Below are 24,944 nucleotides of genomic sequence, written 5' to 3'. Positions count from 1 at the left end.
CAACGAAGGCGAACCTGGACGAGAGTCGTATTTGGAGTTATCTCTTGCTTACTGCTTGTCGTTATCTCTGGATTTGTGTATGAGTCGATTGCATCCAAACACGATAAGTCGCAATATCCTCCTCTGGGGAGAATGGTCGACGCCGGAGGCTATCGTCTCCATATTCATAAAATAGGTGCTGGCTCTCCGACGATCGTGCTTGAATCAGGAAGCGGGGAAAGTAGCCTGTCCTGGAGGGATATTCCCGAGAAGCTGTCATCCTTCGCCACCGTTGTATCTTATGATCGGGCAGGCTATGCATGGAGCGAGGAGGCAAATACACCACGCACCGGTGAAAACATCGTTCGGGAGCTTCATACTGCTCTAAAGAATGCAGACATCCAACCTCCTTATATCTTTGTAGGTCATTCTCTCGGGGGGATGTACTCAAGGCTTTATGCACAAACATACAGAAACGAAGTAGCAGGACTGGTTCTAGTGGATGCTAGGCCTGAGAATGATGCTCGCCGGACCAATAAGATCTATGCCAAAGAACGACCTAAGGGCAATCCCTCGCCACTCATATCCATTCTCCTAGAAAAAGCAGGGGCTTTCCGTCTGTTTCCCAATTTTATGCTAAACGGACGGGTGGAGTATCGAGATAGAAAATCTTTTGTGAATATTGTTGCTTCCCCTAAGTACTTCCGCTCTGTTGCCGAGGAGGGTGATCTGGCGAGCACTACCGAAGATGCCATACGCGGCCAGCATTTGGGTAACCTCCCTGTGCGTGTGATAGCCCGAGGCATTCAGCAAGATTTGACTCAGTTTGGTATTAGCAAGCGTGGAAATGATCAGATCGAACAAAGCTGGCAAATTGGGCAACGCGAGATGCTCAATATCTCTACCAATAGTAAATTTATTGTTGCCAAGAAGAGCGAGCATATGATTATTCATGATCAACCAGAGCTTGTCATTCAAGTCATCCGTGAGCTCATCTCCAATATCCATTATTCTCGGTCAACCGTTGCTAAAACAAACACTGATCATTAGAGGCACTACTCTCTGCATATTGAGGATTTCATAAAATAAAAAAGACGCCCGGGTCCCTCCTACATAAAGGAACCCGGGCGTCTTTGCTGCTCACTACTACTCTCGTTGTTTGATCTTAGGACAAAATAGGCTTGTTTTTAGATGAGGCTTCTGCAATTTTACCAAGTATTTGTCTCAGTACTTTAGCATTTTCCCCGACAAAACCGGAATCAAGCAGCACATCATGCGTTCCGATGACTTCGTATTCTTTGTATTGGCCAAGTGTTGCCTGTTGCCATAACAATTTATCTAATGATGTATCCGGCCCAATACTATCATCCTCTGCAATCAGAGCATGGATATTTGCATGAACTTCACCTGCGTTAATAAGTTCATCGCGGTAGGTGGAGTAAACTAGCATTTTTTCCATGACTCGCTCCCTGTCCGCTGGATCTGCGAGGAATGCTTTGTACTGCTCTCTAATGCTGTCCAACACTGTCTCGACAATCTCTTCAAGCTCCTCTGGTGTCGATTCATCCTTGGACATCTTTCTCATAGCATCTACCATAATAATGTCGCCAACATGGTACCCTCGCATTTCCATGGCTTTAGCTACCTCGAAGGCCAGATTTCCTCCAAGTGAGTATCCCAGGAATACATATGGACCCTCTGCTTGAATATCCACGATGGCATCGATGTATCGATCCAGCATATCCTGACCCTGGTACCGATCGCCGATAAATTCCATCCCGTACACCTCGCAAAGCCCTTCCAGCTCCTTGGCCATCTCATAGTACCCCAAAGAGTGGCCTACCCGTGGAGGGAAGCAAAATACTTTAAGTGTTCCTTTCCCTGGGAAGCGGATAATCTCCATTTCTTGTTCATCCGCAGCAGCTGTTGCCTGCAGCTTGAAAATTTCATGTGCCATTTCTTCCACTGTCGGCAGATTAAACACGGCCTGGAGCGGGAGATGGACGCCCATACTGGACGAGATCCTTTGAATCAAGCCCAATACTTTCAGGGAATGGCCCCCAAGCTCGAAGAAATGATCCCTGATTCCGATTTCCTGTACACCGAGCACCTCGGACCAAATCTGAGCGAGCTCTACTTCTGTCTGCGTACGCGGCGCGATATACTCCGCCGTACTCCGCAGAAGGGTTTCCGGTGCTGGTAGCGCTTTGCGATCCAATTTGCCATTCGGATTCAGTGGCATTTGTCCCAGCTGTATGAAAGCAGATGGAATCATGTAGCTTGGCAGCTCGCTGGCCAGTGCCTCGCGTAGGACGCCCGCTGCGAGCCCTTCCTCGGCCACAAAGTATGCGCAAAGCTGAGTACTTCCGCTGGAGTCAGCCAGTGCTAGAACAACCGCTTCCTGCACCGACGGCACCTTCAGGATTTGTGCTTCCACTTCTCCCAGCTCAATGCGGTAACCGCGGATTTTTACCTGGTGATCGATCCGCCCTAAATACTCAATATTCCCGTCTGGCAACCACCGGGCCAAATCGCCTGTTCGGTAAATCCGTTCTCCTGGCTTGTATGGATGAGGAATGAACTTCTCTGCCGTCAGGTCCGGCTGGTTGAAGTACCCTCTCGCTACCCCTTCACCTGCAATGCAGAGTTCCCCCGGCACACCTACTGGTGATAACTGAGCAGCGCTATCCATCATCCATACTTGGACGTTAGCGTACGGTTTGCCGATAGGCACATGCGTTAGAGCTGCGGTCTCAGGACTCGTTGTATATCGAGTCGCATATACAGCCGCTTCCGTAGGACCGTAGATGTTCTCCAGTACTGCATAAGGAGATACTTTATAGTACTCTTCCACAAGTTTGGCAGGCAGCGTCTCGCCGCAGGCAAACAGATATTTCAGAGTAGGGAATCCTTGGGTACTGCTTTCTTTCAAATATTGAACGAGCACGCTGAGCATCGAAGGTACCAAATTAAGATGCGTGATTCGGTTTGTATCCACAGCTTCCAGCAGTGCCACCGGGTCTTTGTCCACGCCCTGCGGCAGGATCACAAGCGTCCCCTGTCCAAAGAACCAGCAGAACAGCTCTGGCACGGAGAAGTCAAAGGTGAATGTCGTTTTGAGCAGGAATCGATCACCTGCCAACATCGGATATTCAGCTTCCAACTGGCTCAGTGTATGGACGGCGGAGCGATGCTCAATCATTACACCTTTCGGCTTGCCGGTTGAACCCGACGTGTAAATGATATACGCCAGATGCTCTGGCCCTGCAATTGGCTCCAGATTGGAGTCATCCGCATGATACGCCTGCGGATCATCCAGTGCCAGGATCGTGCCAGTGAATGGGAAACGATCTATGAGATGACTCTTCGTCAGCAGAAGCTTCGCTCCCGAATCCTCCAGCATGTGGCGGATACGGTCTTCCGGAAACTCCGGATCAATCGGTACATAGGCGCCGCCCGCTTTTAGAATGGCATGGATGCCAATGATCATCTCAAGCGAACGCTCGACCATGATGCCGACTGGCTGATCCGGTCTGACCCCTTGCGCACGCAGCGTACGTGCAAGGCGGTTGGCCTGCTGATGAAGTTCTCCGTAGGTAAGCTCCGTTTCGCCGAAAATAAGTGCTGTATGATCCGGTGTGAGCGCAGCTTTTTCCTCAAATATACCGTGAAGGGTCTTCTCACGCGGATAAGGAGCTGCTGTGTCTCCCCATACCTCTATAATTTGTGATTTCTCTTCTGGCGTAATCAGCTCCAGCTCATCAATACGGATAGCAGGTTGTACAGATACGCTTGTCAGAATTTTCGTCAAGTGTCCTTGAATCCGTTCCACGCTCTCCCGGTCATAGACACGAGCATTATAACGATACAAGAACTCTAGACTACGTCCCGGCAGCACAATGAGGTTAAAATCATAATTCGTCTGTTCAAACATCTGAACATCCGTAATTTTGTATTCAGCCTCATCATTGGCAATTTTCTCTTCCAGGTGCTCTTCTACCGGGTAATTTTCAAATACCATAATATGAGAAATTAAATCTTGCTTTTGCTCACTCTGTGCCTGAATCTCATAGAGCGGATAGGAATCATAAGCATGTCCTGCCAAATATAATTCCTGCTGTCTCTTCATTACATGCGAGAACGATTCGCTTCCTTCGGCTTGAACTCGAACTGGAACTGTATTAATGAAGAGACCGATCATGCTTTCGATACCCGGAATCTCGGCAGGTCTGCCCGATACCACACTTCCGAAGACGACATCCTGGCTTCTATTATAGCGTTGCAACACGATTCCCCAGGCTGCTTGCATCAGTGTGTTCATCGTCACCTGGTGCTGCTTGGCCACTTGTTCCAGGCGCTCGGTCAATTCCGCATCCAACGTGAATACCAGCTTCTCTGACAAGTAGGCTTCTGCTTTGGCCGATGGCTGTGTAAAAGCCTGTGGCAGCTTCGTCTGCTGCTCGTAGCCTTCCAGATATCCTCTCCAGTAAGAGGATGCCTCTTCCTCGCCTTGTTTCTCCAACCATTGAATGTACTGGCTGTACGATGCTGCTGCAGGAAGCTCAGGTTCCTTTTGCTCACGTAGAGCTCCGTATGTTTCAAACACTTCCTGAAGTACAAGCGGCATACACCAGCCATCCAAAATGATGTGATGAGAGCTCCACAACAGATGGTAATGCTCTTTTGCAGTACGTAGAATAGCAACACGCAGCAAGGCTTCGTTCGCAAGATCAAAGCCTCTTGCTTTGTCTTGGGCAATGTAAGCTACAAGACGCGCTTCTATTTCACTGGATTCCAGCTCATGCAAATCCTCGTATACGAAATCGCATGCTCTTTCTTTGAACACAATCTGTATGGGGAAATCGCCCCATCCGGCATGGAAATTCGTTCTCAATATGGCATGCCGTTTCATCAGATGCTGTAAGCTGCGTTTGAAATCCTCAGGATAGAACACTCCCTGAATTTCAAATGTGGCCTGCTCAAAGTAGACCTCTGAATGAGGCTCCAGCAAGCTGTGGAACAACATTCCCTTTTGCATTGGTGTCAGTTTATACATATTTTCAATGCTACCGATGTGCCGTGTCTGCTCTTCCAGCTCCTCGATTTCCTCCAAGCTGATATCTTTGAGGAGTACATCGCTTGGTGTAAGTTCGGTTCTTTCCTTGCGCACACAGTGCCCAATAACTTCACTGAGACGCTCCTTCAGGATACCGACAAAATTCTCTACCGAATCTGCATGGAACTGCTGATGGTTATAGCTGACCGAAAGCTGAAGCTGTCCTTCGGTAATCAGCCCATTGATGTTCAATGCCTGATGCTGCACCATCTGCTCACTGACCTCAGATCCTGCCGAGTAAGGTGATACCTCCATCGTTCCCTCTGCAAGATCCTGATCAAACTGCCCCAGGTAGTTGAAGGTAATCTCCGGTTCTGCCGAGAAGGAGGAGCCATCCGATACGTCGCTCAAATATTTCAAAATACCATATCCTACACCTTTGTTCGGGATACGACGCAGATCTTCCTTAATACGCTTGATTCTGGCGCCGATCTCCATTTCGCCTCCCATCTCAAGGGCGACAGGATACTGACTTGTAAACCAGCCTATCGTGCGAGTGATATCCAATTCTGGTACTACAGGCTCCCGTCCATGTCCTTCCAGCAGGATGCCTACACGTTCGATCCCTGTCCACTCTTGAACTGCCATACCGAGGGCCGTCAAGAGCAGATCGTTAACTTCCGTATTGTAAGTGCGATTCGCCTCTTTCAAGAACTGCTCTGTCTCTTCTGCCGACCATGTTACCGTAACAGCCTCGCTGTCTTTTATAAGAAGAGCGCCGTCCACCTTGTCTTTTGGAAGAAGGGCAAATCCCTCTCCTTCCACCTCTGCCCAAAAGCTGCGTTCTTGTTCAGCCGCCGGGCTGTTGGCGTATTGCGTGATTCCATCAACCCATGCACGGTACGAATCCGTCTTCTGTGGAAGTTTGACCGCTTCTCCACGTGCTGCCTGCTCGTAGCCTTCCTGTAGGTCCTCAAAGAGAATACGCCAGGATACGCCATCCACAGCCAAGTGATGAATAATGATCAACAAATGTTCGCCTTCCGTACAGCGGAACAGACCTAGTCTAAAGAGAGGTCCATCCTCCAGAGAGATGCTGCGCTGAATGGCTTCTGCACCTGCTTCTATTGCCAAAGCCGGATCCTTTTCATCCCGCAAATCGTGGATTTGGAGGCTGTACAGTTCACCTTCTCCCAAGCTACGGTTCCAGGCTTCTACTCCGTGCTCTCCTTGGCGGAACACCAGTCGCAGCGCATCATGGTGCTCTGCAATTTTTTGAATAACCTTGGCGAGCGCATCGGTATTAAAGCCTTCACGTCGGTACAGCATAACCGACTGATTAAAGTGATGAAGATCCGTTGACTGCTCTTCGAGAAATCTGCGCTGGGCAGGTCCCAGTTTTACTGTTCCGTGTACCTCGCTCTGATCCGCAATTCGGCTGACTGCGCTAACGCGCTGAGCCAGTTCAGCAATTGTTGGATAGCTGAACAAGTCCTTCATTTCCAGCTTGTAGCCTGCATGGAGAAGTCTTGATGAAACCTGAATCGATTTGATCGAGTCGCCTCCAAGTTCGAAGAAATTATCATGTATACCAACAAGCGGCACGCCGAGCACACCTTGCCAAATCGAAGCCAAAATGTTCTCCACATCCGTCCGAGGAGCAGCAAAGGCGGCTCCTGCCTTCACACCCACGTTTGGTTCAGGCAGTGCCTTGCGATCCAGCTTGCCATTCGGTGTCAAAGGCATTACGTCCATTTGGACAAAGTAAGACGGAATCATATATGCAGGCAGTTCAGCAGACAGTTCATTTCTCAGCTCGCTGACAGACATTTCCCGATCCGCTACAAAGTAAGCACATAGAGACTTCTGTCCATTGGCATCTGCCCACGCAACAACGAGAGCTTCCTCAACAAGTGGCATATCCAGCAACTTGGCCTCAATCTCACCAAGCTCAATACGATAGCCCCGGATTTTGACTTGATGGTCAATACGCCCAATGTACTCAATGTCTCCATTAGGAAGGCGACGAGCTAAATCTCCGGTCCGATACATATTTCCTTCCGCGGCGAACGGATTCCTAATGAATTTTTCGGCGGTAAGATCCGGACGGTTCAGGTATCCACGGGCTACTCCGTCCCCGGCGATGTACATTTCGCCCTCCACACCTAACGGTACGAGACGAAGCTGTTCATCCAAGATATGAATGTATATGTTATCGGACGGCAATCCAATCGGTACGGATTCCCGTGTATCCTTCGCAGGATCGTACAGGTGAATCATGCAGCCGACGACGGTTTCGGTTGGACCGTATTCATTGTAAATCTTGATGTTGCCACCAAAGAGGTCGGTAATCGTTTTTGACAAATGCGTGGTCAGATTCTCTCCACCCACAATGAGCTGCTGAATGCGACTTTCCGCTGGAATGGTCATGTCTTTTATGAGACTGAGATGTGTCGGCGTCAGCTTGAGAATATCGACCGCATTTTCGCGCAAAATATGCTGAACAACCTCCGCTTTATCTATACCATCATAAATCCGTACTATTCCTCCGTTTATTAACGGAGTAAACATTGATGTCATCGTCAAGTCAAACGAAATGGATGAATACAGCGGGAAGTCCGTTGGTTGCCCTGCACAATAGACTTTATTGGCCCACCAGATGTAGTTCACGATTCCTTTATGGTTAATCATGGTTCCCTTCGGATTTCCTGTTGTACCCGAAGTATAGATTAAATACACCAAATCGTTTCCTCTCACAGGAATATTAGGATTATTCACTCCAGTTCCGTAGATGTGCGGAGAATCCAATTCCATAACCATTCCCTCAAAGGACGCTAGCTTCGTCAGGTGGCTCTGTGTGAGCAGAATCTCAGCGCCAGAGTCCTTCAGAATATACTGTATCCGCTCCTGCGGATATTCAGGATCAATCGGTACATAGGCTCCGCCCGCTTTGAGCACGCCCATAATGGCAACCAGCAGTTCCACTGATCGATCCGCCAATAGACCCACTACTTGTTCGCTCCGCAGTCCTTGGGCTATCAAGGTCGAAGCCAGTCTGTTTGCCCACTCGTTCAGCTCCCGATACGTGATCTGGATGTCACCGCTTATTGCCGCGATCTTATCCGGCGTACGGGCAACCTGTTCTTCAAACAAGGTGTGCAGACCCTGATCACTTGGATAGACATGAGCCTTGCCACCCCAGTCTAGCAGGTTCGTCCGTTCCTCTGTTGTTACAATCTCCAGCTCCTGTATCGTTGCTTGCGGACGAGTAGCTACCTGATCGAGCATTTGCAACAAATGTCCTCCGATTCGCGCAATACTTTCTTGCTCGTAGACCGAAGCATTGTAGCGAATGCAGACCTTAATGTCCTCGCCTGGAATGACAACCAGGTTAAAGTCATAGTTGGTTTGCTCAAACATGGCGAAGTTGGCGACTTCGAGATTGTCCTCTGTGTGGTTACCCGACTGTTCTACCTGTTCGTCGAGCGGATAATTTTCAAAGATCATAATATGAGAAATCAGGTCTTGCTTTTGAGTTGTTTTCCCCTGAATCTCATACAGCGGATAAGTGTCGTAGGCACGACCAGCCAACGAATGTGCCTGTGTACGTTTCATCACCTCGACGAAGGCCTCGTCTTTGGATGACTGTACACGGATAGGTACTGTATTAATAAACAGACCCACCATATTCTCGATCCCTGCAATCTCAGCAGGTCTACCCGATACAACACCGCCGAAAACTACATCCGAGCTGGCATTGTAACGCTGGAGAATCAGTCCCCAGGCTGTCTGCATGAGTGTGTTGACCGTCACATGATTGCGCTTCGCGACAACGTCCATTTTGCGGGTCAAGGCTGTACCCAAATGGAGAACATGCTCATTCAGAACGTAGCCCTCTTCTTTAGCTTGAGATTTCGTTTTAGCTTCTGGCAATACCGTATTGCCGTCATAGTCTTCGAGATATTGACTCCAATATGTTGAAGCCTCTTGATCGTCCTGTGCATCAAGCCATTCAATATAACGGCTGTAGGGCTGAGCCGGCGGCAGTACAGGCTGTACTTGCTGACGCAGGGCAGAATAATAATCGAACAGCTCCTGTGTAATAATCGGGATGCACCAGCCGTCCATGACAATATGATGGAAGCTCCACAATACAAGGTGGCTTTGTTCTTTTTGCAAGACAGTCACTCGCATCAGCGGATCTTCTGACAAGCTGAATCCCTTAGCCATATCTTCAGTAGTGTAAGCCTGAATCTGGGCTTCTTGCTCCTCCAACGTAGCGGCACGCAAATCTACGTAGTTCAGAGGGATAGGCCGTTGCTTAAAGACAACTTGCAGCGGTACATCAGTAATATTGTTGTAAAAACCGGTACGCAGTATGGCATGTCGTTGCGCCAAAGCCTGGAAGCTCTCGAAGAAGGTATCTACATCGAAGCTGCCACGTAGCTCAAAACTTGCCTGCTCAAAGTAGGAAGAGGAGTCCGGCTCCAGCAAGCTGTGGAAGAGCATGCCCTTCTGCATTGCCGTTAGCTTGTACACATCCTCAATCTCTCCAATATGGGCCGTCTGGGCTGTGAGTCGATCAAGCTGCTCCAGGGTCAGACCTTGGAACAGAACATCACTTGGAGTAAGCTGTACACGCTCCTGAGCCACACAATGCCGGATAACCTCGCTAAGGCTTGACTGTAATAATTCAGCAAAATGGCTTACCGTCTCCTTACGGTACTGCCTATTGCTATACGTAATCGTCAGTGATAGCTGGCCTTCGGCAACCATGCCATTCACATCCAGAGCATATTGCTGTGGTGTGTAATCGCTGAGCGCCTTACCGACTGAATGTGTAGACAAGCTAAGAGCATTCCCCTCCAAATCCTGGTCAAACTGTCCAAGGTAGTTGAAGGAAACTTCTGGTTCTACGCTGAATCGAGTGTCTTTTTCCGGTGCCATATATTTCAGCAGACCGTAGCCGATACCTTTGTGCGGAACCTCACGCAAATTCTCCTTGATGCGCTTGATCCGGATAGATACTTCCTGCCCATCTTGCAGGTTCAGCAGAACAGGGTACTGAGTTGTGAACCAGCCCACGGTACGGGTAATATCCAGATCTGGTATGATCATTTCCCGGCCATGCCCTTCAAGGTTAACCAGAACCTGCTCCATGCCTGTCCAGCGCTGAATAGCTGCTCCCAGAGCAGTCAAGAGCAAATCATTCGTCTCCGTATGATAAGCCCGGTTTGCTTGTCGCAACAGCAGGTCGGTTTCTTCAGTAGACCAAGTTACCGTAACCGACTCGGTATCCCGAATGGTGCCCGGCTCCTGATCCTGATCCTTTGGCAGTGGAGTCAGAACCGTCTCCTCAATCTGCTGCCAGTATGAACGTTCCTTGTCCAGAGCAGGGCCTGCTGCATACTTCGCCGCTTGCTCGGACCATACAAGATACGAATCAGTCTTTTGCGGAAGAACAATCGCTTGTCCGTTCAACGCCTGCTCGTATCCTGTTGCAATGTCCTCAAACAGGATGCGCCAGGACACGCCGTCAACCAAGAGGTGATGAATGACAATCAACAAATGATCGCCATCCTTACAATGGAACAAGCCTAGCTTGAACAGCGGGCCGTCTTCCAAGTGGAAGCTTGCCTGAATGGCATCGGCCTGGGCTTGAACAGCAGCTACCTCGTCATCTGCCTGCCGCATATCGGCGATGTCCAATGTGTAGAGTTCACCTTCGTCAACTCCCCGATTCCAAGCCGTGTATCCCGCTTCTGTAGGTCGGAAAACCATACGAAGCACGTCATGATGGATCGCAATTTGGTCCATTGTCAACCGGAGTGCAGCCTCATCAAAGCCGTCTTTCCGATGGAGCATGACAGCATGATTGTAATGATGCGGCTCTGCTGTGTGGCGTTCAAAGAACCAACGCTGAATTGGCATTAACTCCGCTGCACCCTTGATCTCACCTTGCTCTGCTGTGCGTCCGGCTACCTGAAGATACGGGCTTAGCTCGGCAATGGTCGGATATTTGAAGAGATCCTTCATCTCTAATTTATATCCGGACTGGAACAATCTGGAGGATACCTGAATCGCCTTAATAGAGTCACCGCCCAGATCGAAGAAATGATCATGGATACCGATCTGCTGTGCTCCCAGCACACCTTGCCATACGGAAGCCAAAGCTTCCTCAGCTGCGTTCCTCGGCGCTTCATACACCGCTCCAGTCTGCACATTGGCCTCTGGAGCCGGAAGCGCTTTGCGATCCAGCTTGCCATTTGGCGTCAACGGCATCTGTTCTAATTGCATAAAGTAAGACGGAATCATATAAGCCGGCAGTTCAGCAGCCAAGGCTTTTCTCAATTCGCCTACCGTCAGCATCTGATCCGCAGTGAAATAGCCGACCAGCACTTTTTGTCCACTTCCATCCTCTCGGGCAAGCACAACGGCCTCCCTTACAGACGGAGCATGGAGCAGCTTCGCCTCCACTTCGCCCAGCTCAATGCGGTAACCCCGAATTTTAACCTGATGGTCAATCCGTCCGAGATACTCCATGCTGCCATCCGGCAGCCAGCGTGCCAAGTCACCTGAGCGGTACATACGCTCGCCCGCTTCAAACGGATGAGCTACAAACTTCTCTTCCGTCAATTCCGGTCTATTTAGGTAGCCACGCGCCAGCCCTTCGCCCGCAACGTAGAGTTCACCCGGAATGCCAATCGGTTGTGGACGGCGTTGTTCATCCAGAATGTACGCACGTAGTGTCGGAATCGGGATACCGATATTACTGCGGCCCTGCTCAATTTCCAGTTCTGTAATTTCCTTATAGGTCACATGCACGGTCGTTTCCGTGATGCCATACATGTTGATGAGCTGCACTTGCGGATATTTCGCTCTCCAGTCCTTGAGCAAGGCCGGGCTTAATGCCTCTCCACCAAAGATAATCATGCGGAGGCTCAACTCTGCCGCGCGATGACTAAGTTCTTCCTGTAGCAACTGGTAGAAGTATGTTGGCGTCTGGTTCAACACGGTAACCTTCTGATCCTTAAGCAATTGCAGGAAACGCTCAGGGCCCTTCGCGGTCAACGACGGAACGATGACCAGACGACCTCCGTTCAGCAATGCCCCGTACATTTCCCATACAGAGAAGTCGAAACAGAACGAATGGAACAGCGTCCACGTATCCTGAGAACCGAAGTCAAACATATTTTTATCATTAAAGAGCAAGCGGACTACATTTTTATGCTCGATCAGTGTTCCCTTAGGCTTGCCTGTCGTACCCGATGTGTAGATGACGTAGGCAAGATGATTCGGTCCAGCTGCAGGCTCCAGATTTGAGATATCTTCCTTGTAGGAAGCCGGCTCATCCAGATTGATGACGTCCCCGGTAAAGGAGACACGTGTCTCCAGATGTGCTTGTGTCAGCAGAAGCTTGGCTCCCGAATCCTCAAGCATAAAACGAATGCGATCCTCTGGATATTCAGGGTCCACAGGGACATAAGCTCCGCCCGCCTTCAAAATGGCTAAAATCCCAACGACCATTTCAAGGGAACGATCTGCCATGATTCCAACCAGACCATCTGGTTGCAGACCACGCTCGCGCAGTGTTCTGGCAAGTCCGTTGGCCCGCTCATTCAGCTCGCTATAAGACAGGGTTGCCTCTTCACATACGACTGCTACTGCATCCGGATTACGAACAGCCTGTTCCTCGAACAGTGCATGAATCGTTTTGTCACGAGGATAATCTGCTTTGGCTTCGTCCGCATCCTTCATCAACATCGATTTTTCCTGCGGTGTCACGATATCCAGGGATGACAACGACATTCCCGGATTGGCGATAGCTTCCTGAATAAGCTGTACAAAGTGGCCTGCCATCCGCTCAGCGGTCTCCCGCTTGTAGATTGCAGTCGCGTATTCCAGCGTGCAGTTCAATGTCCCATCCGCTTCGCTCACCGTCAGTGTGAGGTCGAACTTGGCAGCAGGATGTACATGATCGTAAGGAGTGAAACGCAATCCCTCGATTTCTTGTTCTCCCTGCTCGATATTTTGCAGAACAAACATAGTATCAAATAGTGGGTTACGACTCAGGTCACGCTGAAGCTGCAGCTTCTCTACCAGCTCCTCGAACGGATAGTCCTGGTTTTCATAGGCCCGCAGGGCTGTTTCCTTCACTTCCTGCAAGTAAGCCTCGAAGGACTTTTCGCCCTCTGGATAAGTACGCATTGCCACTGTGCCTACGAACATACCGATGAGACCTTCGAGTGTGGCATGGGATCTTCCCGCCACTGGTGAACCGACAATGACATCTTCCTGACCCGTGTACTTATGCAAGAGCGTCGTATAGGCTGCCAGCAGCACCATAAACAGCGTAGAACCTGTTCGGGTAGCCAGCTCCTGAAGTGAAGCGCTCAGAGAAGCATCAATCTGGAAGTCAATCCGATCTCCCGCAAAGCTTCGTACCGCAGGACGAACTTCGTCCACTGGCAAATCCAGCACCGGCAAGCTCCCGCGGAATGCATCCAGCCAGTAAGCTTCCTGGGCTTTGAGACGCTCTCTTCCGAGCTGCTCTTGCTGCCATACCGCATAATCCGCGTACTGGATTTGTAGCGCAGGCAATACGTCCTCTTCTTGGTAGAAACGGAGAAACTCCTCTATGAGAATATTCATAGAAACCCCATCTGAGACAATATGATGCATGTCAAACAATAGTAAATGGCGCTCATGTGCAATACGAATCAGACCCACCCGCAGCAATGGAGCTTCACCAAGATCGAAAGGACGGACAAATTGCTGAAGGGTAGCTTCTGCCTCTGACTCGCTCAACTCCGCATATTCCACCGTAAACGGAACATCCGGTAGGATTTGCTGTACAGGTTCACCGTTAACGGTCACAAAACGGGTGCGCAGTGAACCATGACGACGAATCAGACGACGGAATGCCTGCTCCAGCCGTTCCCGATTCAGGTCTCCCTCAACCGTAAGGATACCTGGCATATTGTAGCTCAGCTCTCCACCTTCCAGCTGACTAAGGATAAACAGCCGTTTTTGGGCTGAGGACAATGGATAGTGCTCGCGTGCTTCGGCTGTAGGAATTTCTTCGAAATTCAGCGGTGTATAGCCTTCAATGGCCCGAGCCAATCCTTCAATGGTAGGCGACTCGAACACTTCTCTTAGACTAATCTCGCGATTCATCTCCTTACGAATTCGTGAGACTAGCAGAGCTGCACGCAGTGAATGGCCTCCAAAATGGAAGAAATTATCCTTTACTCCCGCGCTCTCTACACCGAGCACCTCTTGCCAGATTTCGGCTAATTGGATTTCTATAGGTGTCTTTGGAGCCTCAGATGAAGTCACTGCCCATCCACGCTCGCCTTGCAGCGCTTTTCGATCTATTTTTCCGTTCGACGTTAAAGGCATGTCCTCCAGTTGTATGAAGCGAGAAGGGATCATATATCCAGGCAGCATCTCCGACAGATCTGCTCGGAGCTCGGATACCTCAAGTTTCTGAGCAGCTACGAAGTAAGCGACTAGATCCTTGTAGCCGTCATCACTCTCCACAGCCAAAACCACGACTTCCTGAACGGACGGCACTCTGAGCATGTGTGCTTCGACCTCGCCCAGCTCGATCCGATAGCCACGGATTTTGACTTGGTGATCTATTCGACCTAGGTACTCGATGGTTCCATTCGATAACCAGCGAACTAGGTCGCCTGTCCGATACATACGCTCTCCTGGAGCATACGGATTGTCCACAAATTTCTCATCCATTAACTCAGGGCGGTTATGGTACCCCCGTGCTAACCCGATACCCGAAATGCACAGTTCTCCAGCTACGCCGACAGGCAGCAATCTGAAATGCTCATCCAAGATATACACACGATGGTTGGCAATTGGTTGTCCAATGGATACGATTCCTACGGTTTCTTCACTGTTCTGGGCATTCCATATGGTAGTGCATACGGAGTCCTCAGTTGGACCATATGCATTGAAGTATTGTACATGCTTTCTCCACTTTTCGATCAATTCGACCGATGTGGCTGACCCAGCTGTTAGCAGGCATCGCAGTGTCGGCAGACGCTCTGGCTCGAGATGGATAGCGTAGGCTGGTGGCAAAGTCGCTACCGTAATCCCCTTATCGTTCATGAACTGCTCGAACAAAGCATGATCCAAAATCTCTTGTGTAGAAGGAATACACAGAGTAGCTCCGTGGCTCAATGTCGTTAAAATTTCCGAAACCGATGCATCGAACGACAGGCTTGCAAACTGAACAATCCGATCCTGCGGTGTAACTTCGAAGAGTCCGCGGTATACGTCCGACAGATTTTGTAGTCCCCGGTGTTCCACTAATACGCCCTTAGGCCGACCTGTCGTGCCTGAGGTATAGATCACGTAAGCCAAATCATCAGGGTCGGCCGTATCCTTCAAATTCGAAGTGTCGGCATCATAGGTCGACGGTTCATCCAGCAACAGGACATTCCCCGTCCAGCCTCTATGCTCCAGCAGATGAGCTTGAGCAAGGATCATCTTCGTCCCCGAATCCTCAAGCATGTAGTTGATCCGCTCTTTCGGATACTCTGGATCAATAGGAACGTAGGCGCCTCCGGCTTTCATAATGCCGTACATCCCAACGATCATATCGGTTGACCGTTCAACAATCAGCCCCACCAGGTCTCCCGTTTTGATTCCTTCAGCGCGCAGTCTTCTCGCCAATCCATTGGCTTTTGCGTTCAGCTCGGCGTAGGTCAGTACCTCGTTCTCAAATACAATGGCCGTGGCGTCCGGCGTTCGACCTGCCTGCTCCTCCAACAGCCCGTGAAACGTAGTACGGTGTTTGGAACTGGCCCCCGTGTCTCCCCATACGTTCAGAATCTGCTCTCTCTCCTGTGGTGTAACCAATTCCAGAGCATCCACGGAAATTGCAGGATTCTCCACAATTTGTTCCATCAGGTGGAACAAGTGGCCCTTGATTTGTTCGATCGTGGCTGGATCATAGACGAGCGCATTGTATTGGAACAACAATCTCATCTCTTTGCCCGGTAGAACAATTAAGTTAAAATCGTAATTCGTTTGTTCAAGAAGCTCCGCTTCCTCAATCTCAAAGGCAGCCTCGCCACCTCCCAGACGTTCTACTTCCTCTTCCACAGGATAGTTCTCAAATACCATAATATGAGAGATGAGATCCTGCTTTTGGTCCGTCTGAGCCTGGATTTCAAACAACGGGTAGGTATCGTACATATGAGAAGCCATATACTGCTCCTGCTGTCGCTTCATCAGAACTGTGAAGGGGAGATTTTCTTCCGTCTTCACACGAACTGGAATGGTATTAATGAACAGACCGATCATCCGGTCAATACCTGGGATTTCAGCTGGTCTGCCTGATACCACACTTCCGTATACAACATCCCGACTACCGTTATAGCGTTGAAGCGCAACGCCCCAGATAGACTGCAGCAATATATTCATCGTAACATGAGCATCTCTGGCCACCTTTTCCAGGCGTTCAGTCAATTCCCTGCTGACAGGATAATTCAGCTTCTCTGCTACATAACCTTCTCTTTTAGCTGCTCCATCGACTTGAGGTAAAAGCGTCTGTTGTTCGTAACCGGCCAGATATCGGCTCCAATAGTCGGCCGCAGCTGCCTCATCCTGCTGTTCCAGCCATTCAATATACCGGCTATACGGCTGAACCTCTGCCAGCTGAGGCTCTCTTCCTTCCAGGAGGGCAAAATAGTGTTCAAACACCTCCTGTGTAATTAATGGAACACACCACCCATCCATGACGATGTGGTGAAAGCTCCACAAGAGACGGAAGCTCTCTTCATCTGTGTGCAGAATCGATACACGCAGAAGCTCATCTTCAGCCAGGTTGAAGCCCTGCGCTTTATCCTTAGCCGCAAATGTCTTCAGGTAAGCTTCACGCTGCGATGCATTCATCTCACGCAGGTCTTCATACACCAATTTGGCGCCTCTATGCCGGAATACAACCTGTAAAGGCTCACCGCCCCATCCGCTGTAGAAGTTCGTACGCAGGATAGCATGGCGCTCCACCACTGCATCCAGACTGTGTCCGAAAGCGGTCGGATCAAAGCTACCCTTAAAGTCAAAGGCGGCCTGTTCAAAATAAGCCCCTGTATGCGGCTCGAACATATCATGAAACAGCATGCCCTTCTGCATCGGCGTCAGACTGTATACATTCTCAATATCGCCTATGTGATTGGTCTGCTTAGAAAGCTCCTCCAGATCAGCAATACTCAGTCCCTTGGCAAGCACGTCACTTGGCGTCAATACAGTTCTTTCCTGGGTTACACAATGCTGAAGCAGCAGCCGTAGGCTTTCTTCGATATATCCAGCGAGCTGTTTCATTGTGGATGACTTATACTGTTTTCCGTTATAACTCATCGTCAGAGTCAAGGCTCCGTCTGTCACCATACCATTGATATCTAGCGTATAGGCTGACTCTCCCAGCAAGCTTTGCGCGCTTCCGGTTGGATAAGGAGAAACCTGCAACGAGCTTCCTTGCAAATCCTGATCAAACTGCCCCAGATAGTTAAAAGAAATCTCAGGCTGCAAGTTGAAACTGTCTGCGTCCTCCTGACTGGCCATCGTTTTGAGCAACCCATACCCGATACCTTTATTCGGAATACGGCGTAGCCCCTCTTTCACAGACTTGATCAAGGCTGACAATTCAGTATTATTTCCCATGTCTAAAATGACTGGGTACTGACTTGTAAACCAGCCGACAGTACGGGTAATATCGATATTCGGCACAATCGGTTCACGACCATGCCCTTCAAGATTCACAGCAATCTTGCCAATGCCAGACCACTTAGATACCGCCATGCCCAGAGCGGCCAATAGCAGATCGTTCGTTTCCGTTTGGTAAGCACGATGGGCTTTTCTCAACAGTTGATCGGTTTCTTCCACAGTCCACTCTGCTGTCACCATTTCGCTATCCTTCAGTAAAAGGCTTTCCACAGCCTCATCCTTCGGCAACTGCTCGAGCGGCTGATCCCCTAGTTCTCTCCAATATGCCCGATGAATCTCGATTTCTGGGCTTTCCGAATAACGGGCAAGGGCATCTCCCCAGTCACGGAAGGAATCCGTCTTCTGCGGGAATGTCAGTGCTTGTCCTTGAATCACCTGCTCATAGCCTGCTGCGATATCCTCGAACAAAATCCGCCAAGATACTCCGTCCACCACTAAATGATGGATCACAATCAGCAGGTGGTCTCCATCCTGACAATGGAAAAGCCCTAACTTCATCAGCGGACCTTCTGCCAGATTGATGCTGCGCTGGATGTCGTCCGACAGCGTTGTAATGGCTGCAACTGGATTGGATTCGTTCCGTAAATCAGCAGTGAACAGACTATACAGCTCTCCTTCTTCAAGATCACGGTTCCAAGCCTCGTAGCCATGCTCGGTCTGACGGAAAACCATACGAAGGGCGTCATGGTGCTCGGCCAATTTTCTCAGCACATGATGCAAAGCCTTTTCCTCAAATCCCTGTTCACGATACAGCATGACCGCTTGATTAAAGTGATGAGGCTCTGCCTGATTCCGCCCAAAGAACCACTGCTGGACTGGAGTCAAGCGAGTCGCTCCACGCACAACTCCCTGTTCAGCCATATGCACAGCCGTTTGTATTTCTGCACCTAGCTCGGCAATGGTTGGGGATTTGAACAGTTGCTTCATCTCTAACCGATAGCCAGCCTGCAGTAACCGTGACGACACCTGAATGGCCTTGATGGAATCTCCGCCCAATTCAAAGAAATTGTCATGGATACCCACCTGTTCAGCACCCAGCACCCCTTGCCAGACAGACGCCAAAGCTTCTTCAGCCGGTGTACGAGGAGCTGTATACTTCCGTCCTGTATGCGCACCTACTTGCGGAGCTGGCAGAGACCTGCGGTCTACTTTTCCGTTTGATGTTAATGGCATACGATCCATCTGGATAAAGTAGGATGGCATCATATAGCCCGGAAGTACCTGCGATAGGGCAAGGCGTACTTCGCCTGCCGTGAGCGCACGGTCCGCCACATAATAAGCGCAAAGCTGCTTCTCTCCAAGCTCATCTGCACGAACGACGACTACGGCTTCAACTACTGACTCCACCTTGGCTAATTGAGCCTCGATTTCGGGGAGTTCGATACGGTAACCGCGTATTTTGACCTGCTCATCAATTCTTCCCTTAAACTCCAGGTTCCCATCTGGAAGCCAGCGAACCAAATCACCAGTTCGGTAGCAGCGTTCCCCTTCCTTAACAGGACTAGGGACAAATTTTTCTGCTGTGAGGTCAGGACGATTGAGATATCCGCGCGCTACACCTTCACCGCCGACAATCAACTCGCCCCAAGCACCAATGGGCTGTAATTGCAGCGATTCATTGACTACATAAGCGGTCGAGTTACTAATCGGGCGACCAATCGGCACGCCCCCTTCAACACGACCCGGAATCTTGTAGGTGGTGGAGAAGGTCGTATTCTCTGTCGGACCATAGCCATTGATAGGGACAAGATCAGGATTAGCCTCGATGACACGGTTTATATGAGATATGGACAGTACGTCACCACCTACCAGCAATGCTTTCAGTCCTCTGAACAGGTACTCATCCTGCAGTGAAAGCTGATTAAAAAGCGGTGAAGTAAGCCACATGGTTGTAATCCCGTACTTGGCAATAGCTGCTTTGAGCCGATCGGCAATCAGGATGTCATCGTTCTCCACAAAATAAAGCTGTCCGCCGTTAAGCAATGCCCCCCATATCTCAAAGGTCGATGCATCGAAGGCCACGGCTCCTGTCTGCAAAATTCGCGTGGATTCGTTTAGTTCCACATAATTGGTTTCTTTGACCAGACGGACCACGTTCCGGTGTTCAACCATAACGCCCTTCGGTCTACCTGTCGTACCCGATGTATAGATAACATAAGCGAGTCCCTCTGGTCCCTGAACTACCTCCTCAGCTTGGACAGGCTCAGACGCATAAGCCTCTGCACTGCTGAGGTCAACAATCGGTAGACCGTAGTCTACATTTATAAGCTCGCCCTTTTGTACCAGTAGTAGCTTGGCATTGGAATCTTCGAGCATATAACGAACCCGATCTTCCGGGTAATCAGGATCGATCGGCACATAGGCTCCACCAGCCTGAAGCACTGCGAGCATACCAACCACCATCTCGATACTCCGTCCGCCCATAATAGCCACTGGTTGCTCCCTTAGTGTCCCCAAACGACGCAGTGTTTGAGCCAATCGGCGTGCTTTATCTTCCAATTCAAGGTACGTTAATCGGACATCGCCGAATACCAGTGCCGTCTGCTCCGGCGTACGCTTGACTTGTTCAGCGAACAACTCATGAATAGCCTTATCCCTTGGATAAGGAGTAGCTGTCGCGTTGAATACTTCAATGATTTGTACTTTCTCCTCTGGTGTGATCATCTCAATCTCGGCCAGTTGCAACTGAGGATTAGTCGCGACTGCATGCAGAACCCGAAGCAAGTGCGTTGCCAATCGCTCTACAGTTTCCCGCCGATACAAAGCCGTACTATACTCAAGGCCAAAGGCTAGTTCAGCACCCTTCTCCTCTACATTAAGAGACAAATCAAACTTGGCTGTGACGGTGTCCATTGGGTAAGGAGTAAAGTGCACTCCATCCATGTCCTGCTCTTCTTGCTCCGTATTTTGTAATACCAACAGGGTGTCAAAGAGCGGGTTGCGGCTCACATCACGTCCTACGCCCAGTTTTTCGACCAATTTTTCAAAAGGGTAATCCTGATGCTCGAACGCCTTGAGTGCTGTTTCCTTGACTTCCAGAAGATAATCCTGAAAGGTTTTCTCTCCTGCCGGGTAACTGCGCAAGGCCAGTGTATTGACAAACATCCCAATGATGCCCTCAAGCTCCGCCCGTGGTCTGCCGGCTACTGGAGATCCTACGACGATGTCCTTCTGCCCCGTATATTTGTGCAGCAGCACCGAATAAGCCGCCAGCAATACCATATACAGTGTAGTGCCAGTACGGGATGCAAGCTCTTGTATCGCCTTATTGCCAGACTCGTCCAATGTAAAATCAATTCGGCTTCCCTCGAAACTCCGAACAGAAGGGCGCTGGAAGTCGGTAGGCAACTCCAATACCGGCAACTCTCCTTCAAAGGCTTGCAGCCAATACGCTTCAAGGTCTTGCCACTCTCTCTCAGACTGTTCCCGTTGCCATACTGCATAATCCTTATATTGAATATGCAGTTCTGGTAGGTGTTCTCCTTGATACAATTGCGTGAGTTCCTCCACCAGTATTTGAATGGAAACACCATCTGAAATGATATGATGCATATCAAACAGCAACAGATGACGCTCCTCCTGCAGCTTCACTAAGCCAACACGCAATAATGGAGCCTGACTCAGATCAAAGGCACGGGTAAAGCTGTGAATGAGCGTATCCGTTTCCTCCACCGACGCCTCGGTGTAGTCCAACGCAAACGGAACATTCTTATGCACACGTTGAACAAGCTCTCCATCCTGCATATAAAAGCCGGTTCTCAGCGATTCATGACGCTGGATCAGTGCTTTGAACGCAGACTCCAGCCGCACGCGATCCAACGGTCCGTCCACGGTGAAGGCCCCCGGCATATTGTAGCTGAGCTCTCCCCCGTCCATCTGTCTCAGCACGTATAACCGCTTTTGCGCTGAGGACACTGGGTATGCTTCGCTTTTCTCAGCCTGTGGAATAGACTCGTACACGGTTGGAATGCGTTCTTTCACCAATCGTGCCAAGGATTCAACCGTAGGCGACTGGAATACTTCACGCAGCGAAATGCTGCATCCCAGCTCTTTGCGAATCCGCGTAACGAGCAATGTCGCCCGCAAAGAGTGACCACCGATCTCAAAGAAATTATCGCGGACGCCCACGCGGGCAGCTCCCAGGATATCCTGCCAGATGAGCACCAGCTGTGCTTCCACTGCAGTTCTTGGAGCCAGATAATCCTCACCAGATTGCACGCTGCCCTCAGGAGCCGGCAACGCACGGCGATCCAGCTTGCCGTTAGGTGTAAGCGGCATTTGCTCCAGCCGGACAAAATAAGTGGGAATCATGTACGCTGGTAATTCCGTTGCCAGCTGAGACCGCAATTCCCCTGGCGAAAGATCGCTGGAGGCTACATAGTAGGCGCACAGCAATTTTTGTCCCTGTTCGTCGTCTCGCGCAAGGACAATTGTTTCCCGTACGTTCGGAGCCTTGAGAATTTGGGCTTCGACCTCGCCCAGCTCAATTCGGTAGCCGCGAATTTTGACCTGATGGTCGATCCGGCCCAAATATTCAATATTGCCGTCAGGCAACCAGCGAGCCAGGTCCCCGGTTCGATACAAGCGTTCACCCGCCCGATACGGATGTTCTACAAATTTTTCAGCCGTCAAATCTGGTCGGTTCAAATACCCACGGGCCAGACCGTCCCCCGCAATGTATAGCTCCCCCGGAACCCCGACAGGCTGCAGGCGTCTGTGTTCATCAAAAATATAAGCGCTAAGCGTTGGAATGGTTCTACCAATATTGCTTTTGCCTGCTTCAATCTCATGTTCTGTGATTTCCTTGTAGGTGACATGGACCGTCGTTTCTGTAATTCCGTACATGTTAATCAATTGCACACCAGGATACTTTGCCCGCCAGTTTTTCAGAAGAGATGGGCTCAAGGCCTCTCCGCCAAAAATAATTTTTCTAAGACTGAGCTCTGTGGATGAGTGTGCTAACTCTTCTTGTATCACCTGATAAAAATAGGTCGGCGTTTGATTCAAAATAGTAACTTGATTGTCTTTCAACAGCTCCAGGAAAGCTGCCGGGCTCTTGGCTGTAAGGGCTGGGACAATTACCAGTTTCCCTCCGTAAAGAAGCGCTCCATACATCTCCCATACAGAGAAATCGAAGCAGAACGAATGGAACAGCGTCCATGTATCCTGGGAACTGAAATCAAATAAATTGCTATCGTTAAAGAGCAGACGAACTACATTTTTATGCTCGATCAGCGTTCCCTTTGGTTTGCCAGTTGTACCCGATGTGTAAATAACATAGGCCAAATGGTTTGGTCCCGAAATGCTCTCCAGATTGGAAGCATCTCCTGTATACGTTGCGGCTTCGTCCAGACTCACAAGCTTCCCGTCAAACGTGGTACTCTCCCATAGATGGCTTTGGGTGAGCAATAAGCGGACTCCTGAATCCTCTAGCATGTAACGAATACGTTCTTCAGGATAGTCAGGATCAATTGGCACATAGGCCCCTCCTGCCTTCAAAACCGCCAACATGCCGATGACCATCTCTAGGGAACGATCAGCCATAATCCCCACGAGTACATCTGCACCCACACCTTCGGTGCGTAAATATCTCGCAAGCTGGTTAGCCTGCTCATTTAGAGCTAGGTATGTAATACTCTGCTCGCCCATCTGCACAGCTACGTGGTCCGGCGTGCGCGCGGCTTGTTCCTCGAATAAGCCATGAATCGTTTTCTCACGCGGGTAATCCACTACATCACCTTCTGAAAGAGCCAGAATGGATTGCTCTTCTGCTTCTCCCAATAGGTTTACCTCTGCGATGGAAAGCTGCGGTGTATGAATGATCTGCTCGGCGATCGTAAGCAGCTGGGACACCATGTCCGTTACTTCACTGCGCTCAAACAGCTTCGTCCGATAATCGACATCCAGTACCAGCTCGCCTTCATCCAAGATCTCCACGATATGAAGCACAAAATCATTCACTTCATCGCCGCAAAAATCATAATCCGTCAAAATGCGCACGTCATCCAAATCGACCCAGTTGATAAGGCGGTATTCCATGGAAACACCAAAAAGCCGCTGAATATCCTTGTTGCCGTGCATTTCTCTAAGATCCTGAATTAACTGATTGTACGGATATTTCTGATGCCGCAAGACTGACATTTGATCCCTAGCTACGTCCTGCAGGAAGCTCAACACCTCTACATCCTTGTCAACATATGTTCTGGCTGCGGCCGTGCTGACAAACATACCGATCTTTTGCTTCTCTTTCTTGTTCCCCCGGTTAGCGAACGAGGTGCCGATCACCACATCCGGCTGATTCGTCACTTTGTGTATGTAGATATACATCGCACCCATGAAGAATTGGAAGAGAGAAATCCTGTTTTGCTGGCAAAATGCCTGTAGCTCACGATATAGCGCCTCTGGCACAGTAAAATGCTCCCGAACAGCTTGGGTACTTAGCGATAACGGATTATATGATTTCCAACCTGTCAGTTCAGGCAAATCAGAAAATTTGTCCAGCCAGTACGCTTTATCCTTCTGGTATCTATCAGAAAGCTCATAGGCGTTCTCATCTGCAATATATTCAATATAAGAGCAATCATCGCTCAGCTTAGGTTCATTTCCTTGAATTAAATCCATATAAAAGGCTATCAGTTGATTGCCATAGACCACCATAGAAATCCCGTCAGAAATGATATGGTGCATTTTGATATTAATCCAATATTCTTCCTCACTAATCTTTACAATTAAAAACTGGAAGAGTTCAGAGTCCAATAATGGCAAAGGTTTGCTTTTGTGCTGCTCAAGCAAGGCTTCGACCTCGGAAATGCTTTCGATGTGGGTAAGATCCAGACACTCCAACTGTCTCTCTTCATAAGGAACGACATACTGCTTAGGTACTCCATCCACTGAGGTAATACGAATGCGGAACGCATCATACTGTTTGATAATCAAATTGATAGACTGCATGAAGGCAGCGATATGAATATGACCCTTCATCTTGGCTGTACCAGATAGCTGTGACACGGACGTATCCGGGTAGAGTAATTCGGTATACCATATACGCTTTTGCGCATTCGTTAAATCAAATAACTGCATGTTATTCATCTCATTTCACTCCTATATCCGTGATGTGAAATCCTCCCGCTGCACCTTGGCAGTCAGGAGGACAAAAAGA

Annotated in this window: 2 protein-coding genes (1 of these 2 cut by a window edge); one reads left to right on the top strand and one right to left on the bottom strand. The window is 49.6% G+C overall.

Annotated features, from left to right (window positions below; all coding sequences use genetic code 11):
* A protein-coding gene (locus PPM_RS00420; RefSeq protein ID WP_013368720.1) for an alpha/beta hydrolase crosses the window boundary here: on the top strand, positions 1 to 1,029 show its 3' portion. Its footprint begins 6 nt before the window's first position; the window shows 1,029 of its 1,035 coding nt (coding positions 7–1,035); its start codon lies beyond the left edge, outside the window; the stop codon is at positions 1,027 to 1,029.
* 115 nt (positions 1,030 to 1,144) lie between these two features.
* Here the strand turns inward: PPM_RS00420 and PPM_RS00415 are convergent, their stop codons facing one another.
* Positions 1,145 to 24,874, bottom strand: a complete 23,730-nt coding sequence (locus PPM_RS00415) for a non-ribosomal peptide synthase/polyketide synthase (RefSeq protein ID WP_013368719.1) — start codon at positions 24,872 to 24,874, stop codon at positions 1,145 to 1,147.
* Between the last annotated feature and the right edge of the window lie 70 nt (positions 24,875 to 24,944).

The organism is Paenibacillus polymyxa M1 (genome assembly GCF_000237325.1).
Classification (GTDB): Bacteria; Bacillota; Bacilli; order Paenibacillales; family Paenibacillaceae; genus Paenibacillus; species Paenibacillus polymyxa_C.
The sequence above is the reverse complement of the archived record's forward strand: the minus strand, read 5'-3'. Positions and strand labels throughout refer to the sequence as shown.

What these genes read in the sequence shown, in the direction of transcription:
- PPM_RS00415 (WP_013368719.1), bottom strand. Translation starts at nt 24,874, where the DNA reads ATGAATAACATGCAGTTATTTGATTTAACGAATGCGCAAAAGCGTATA.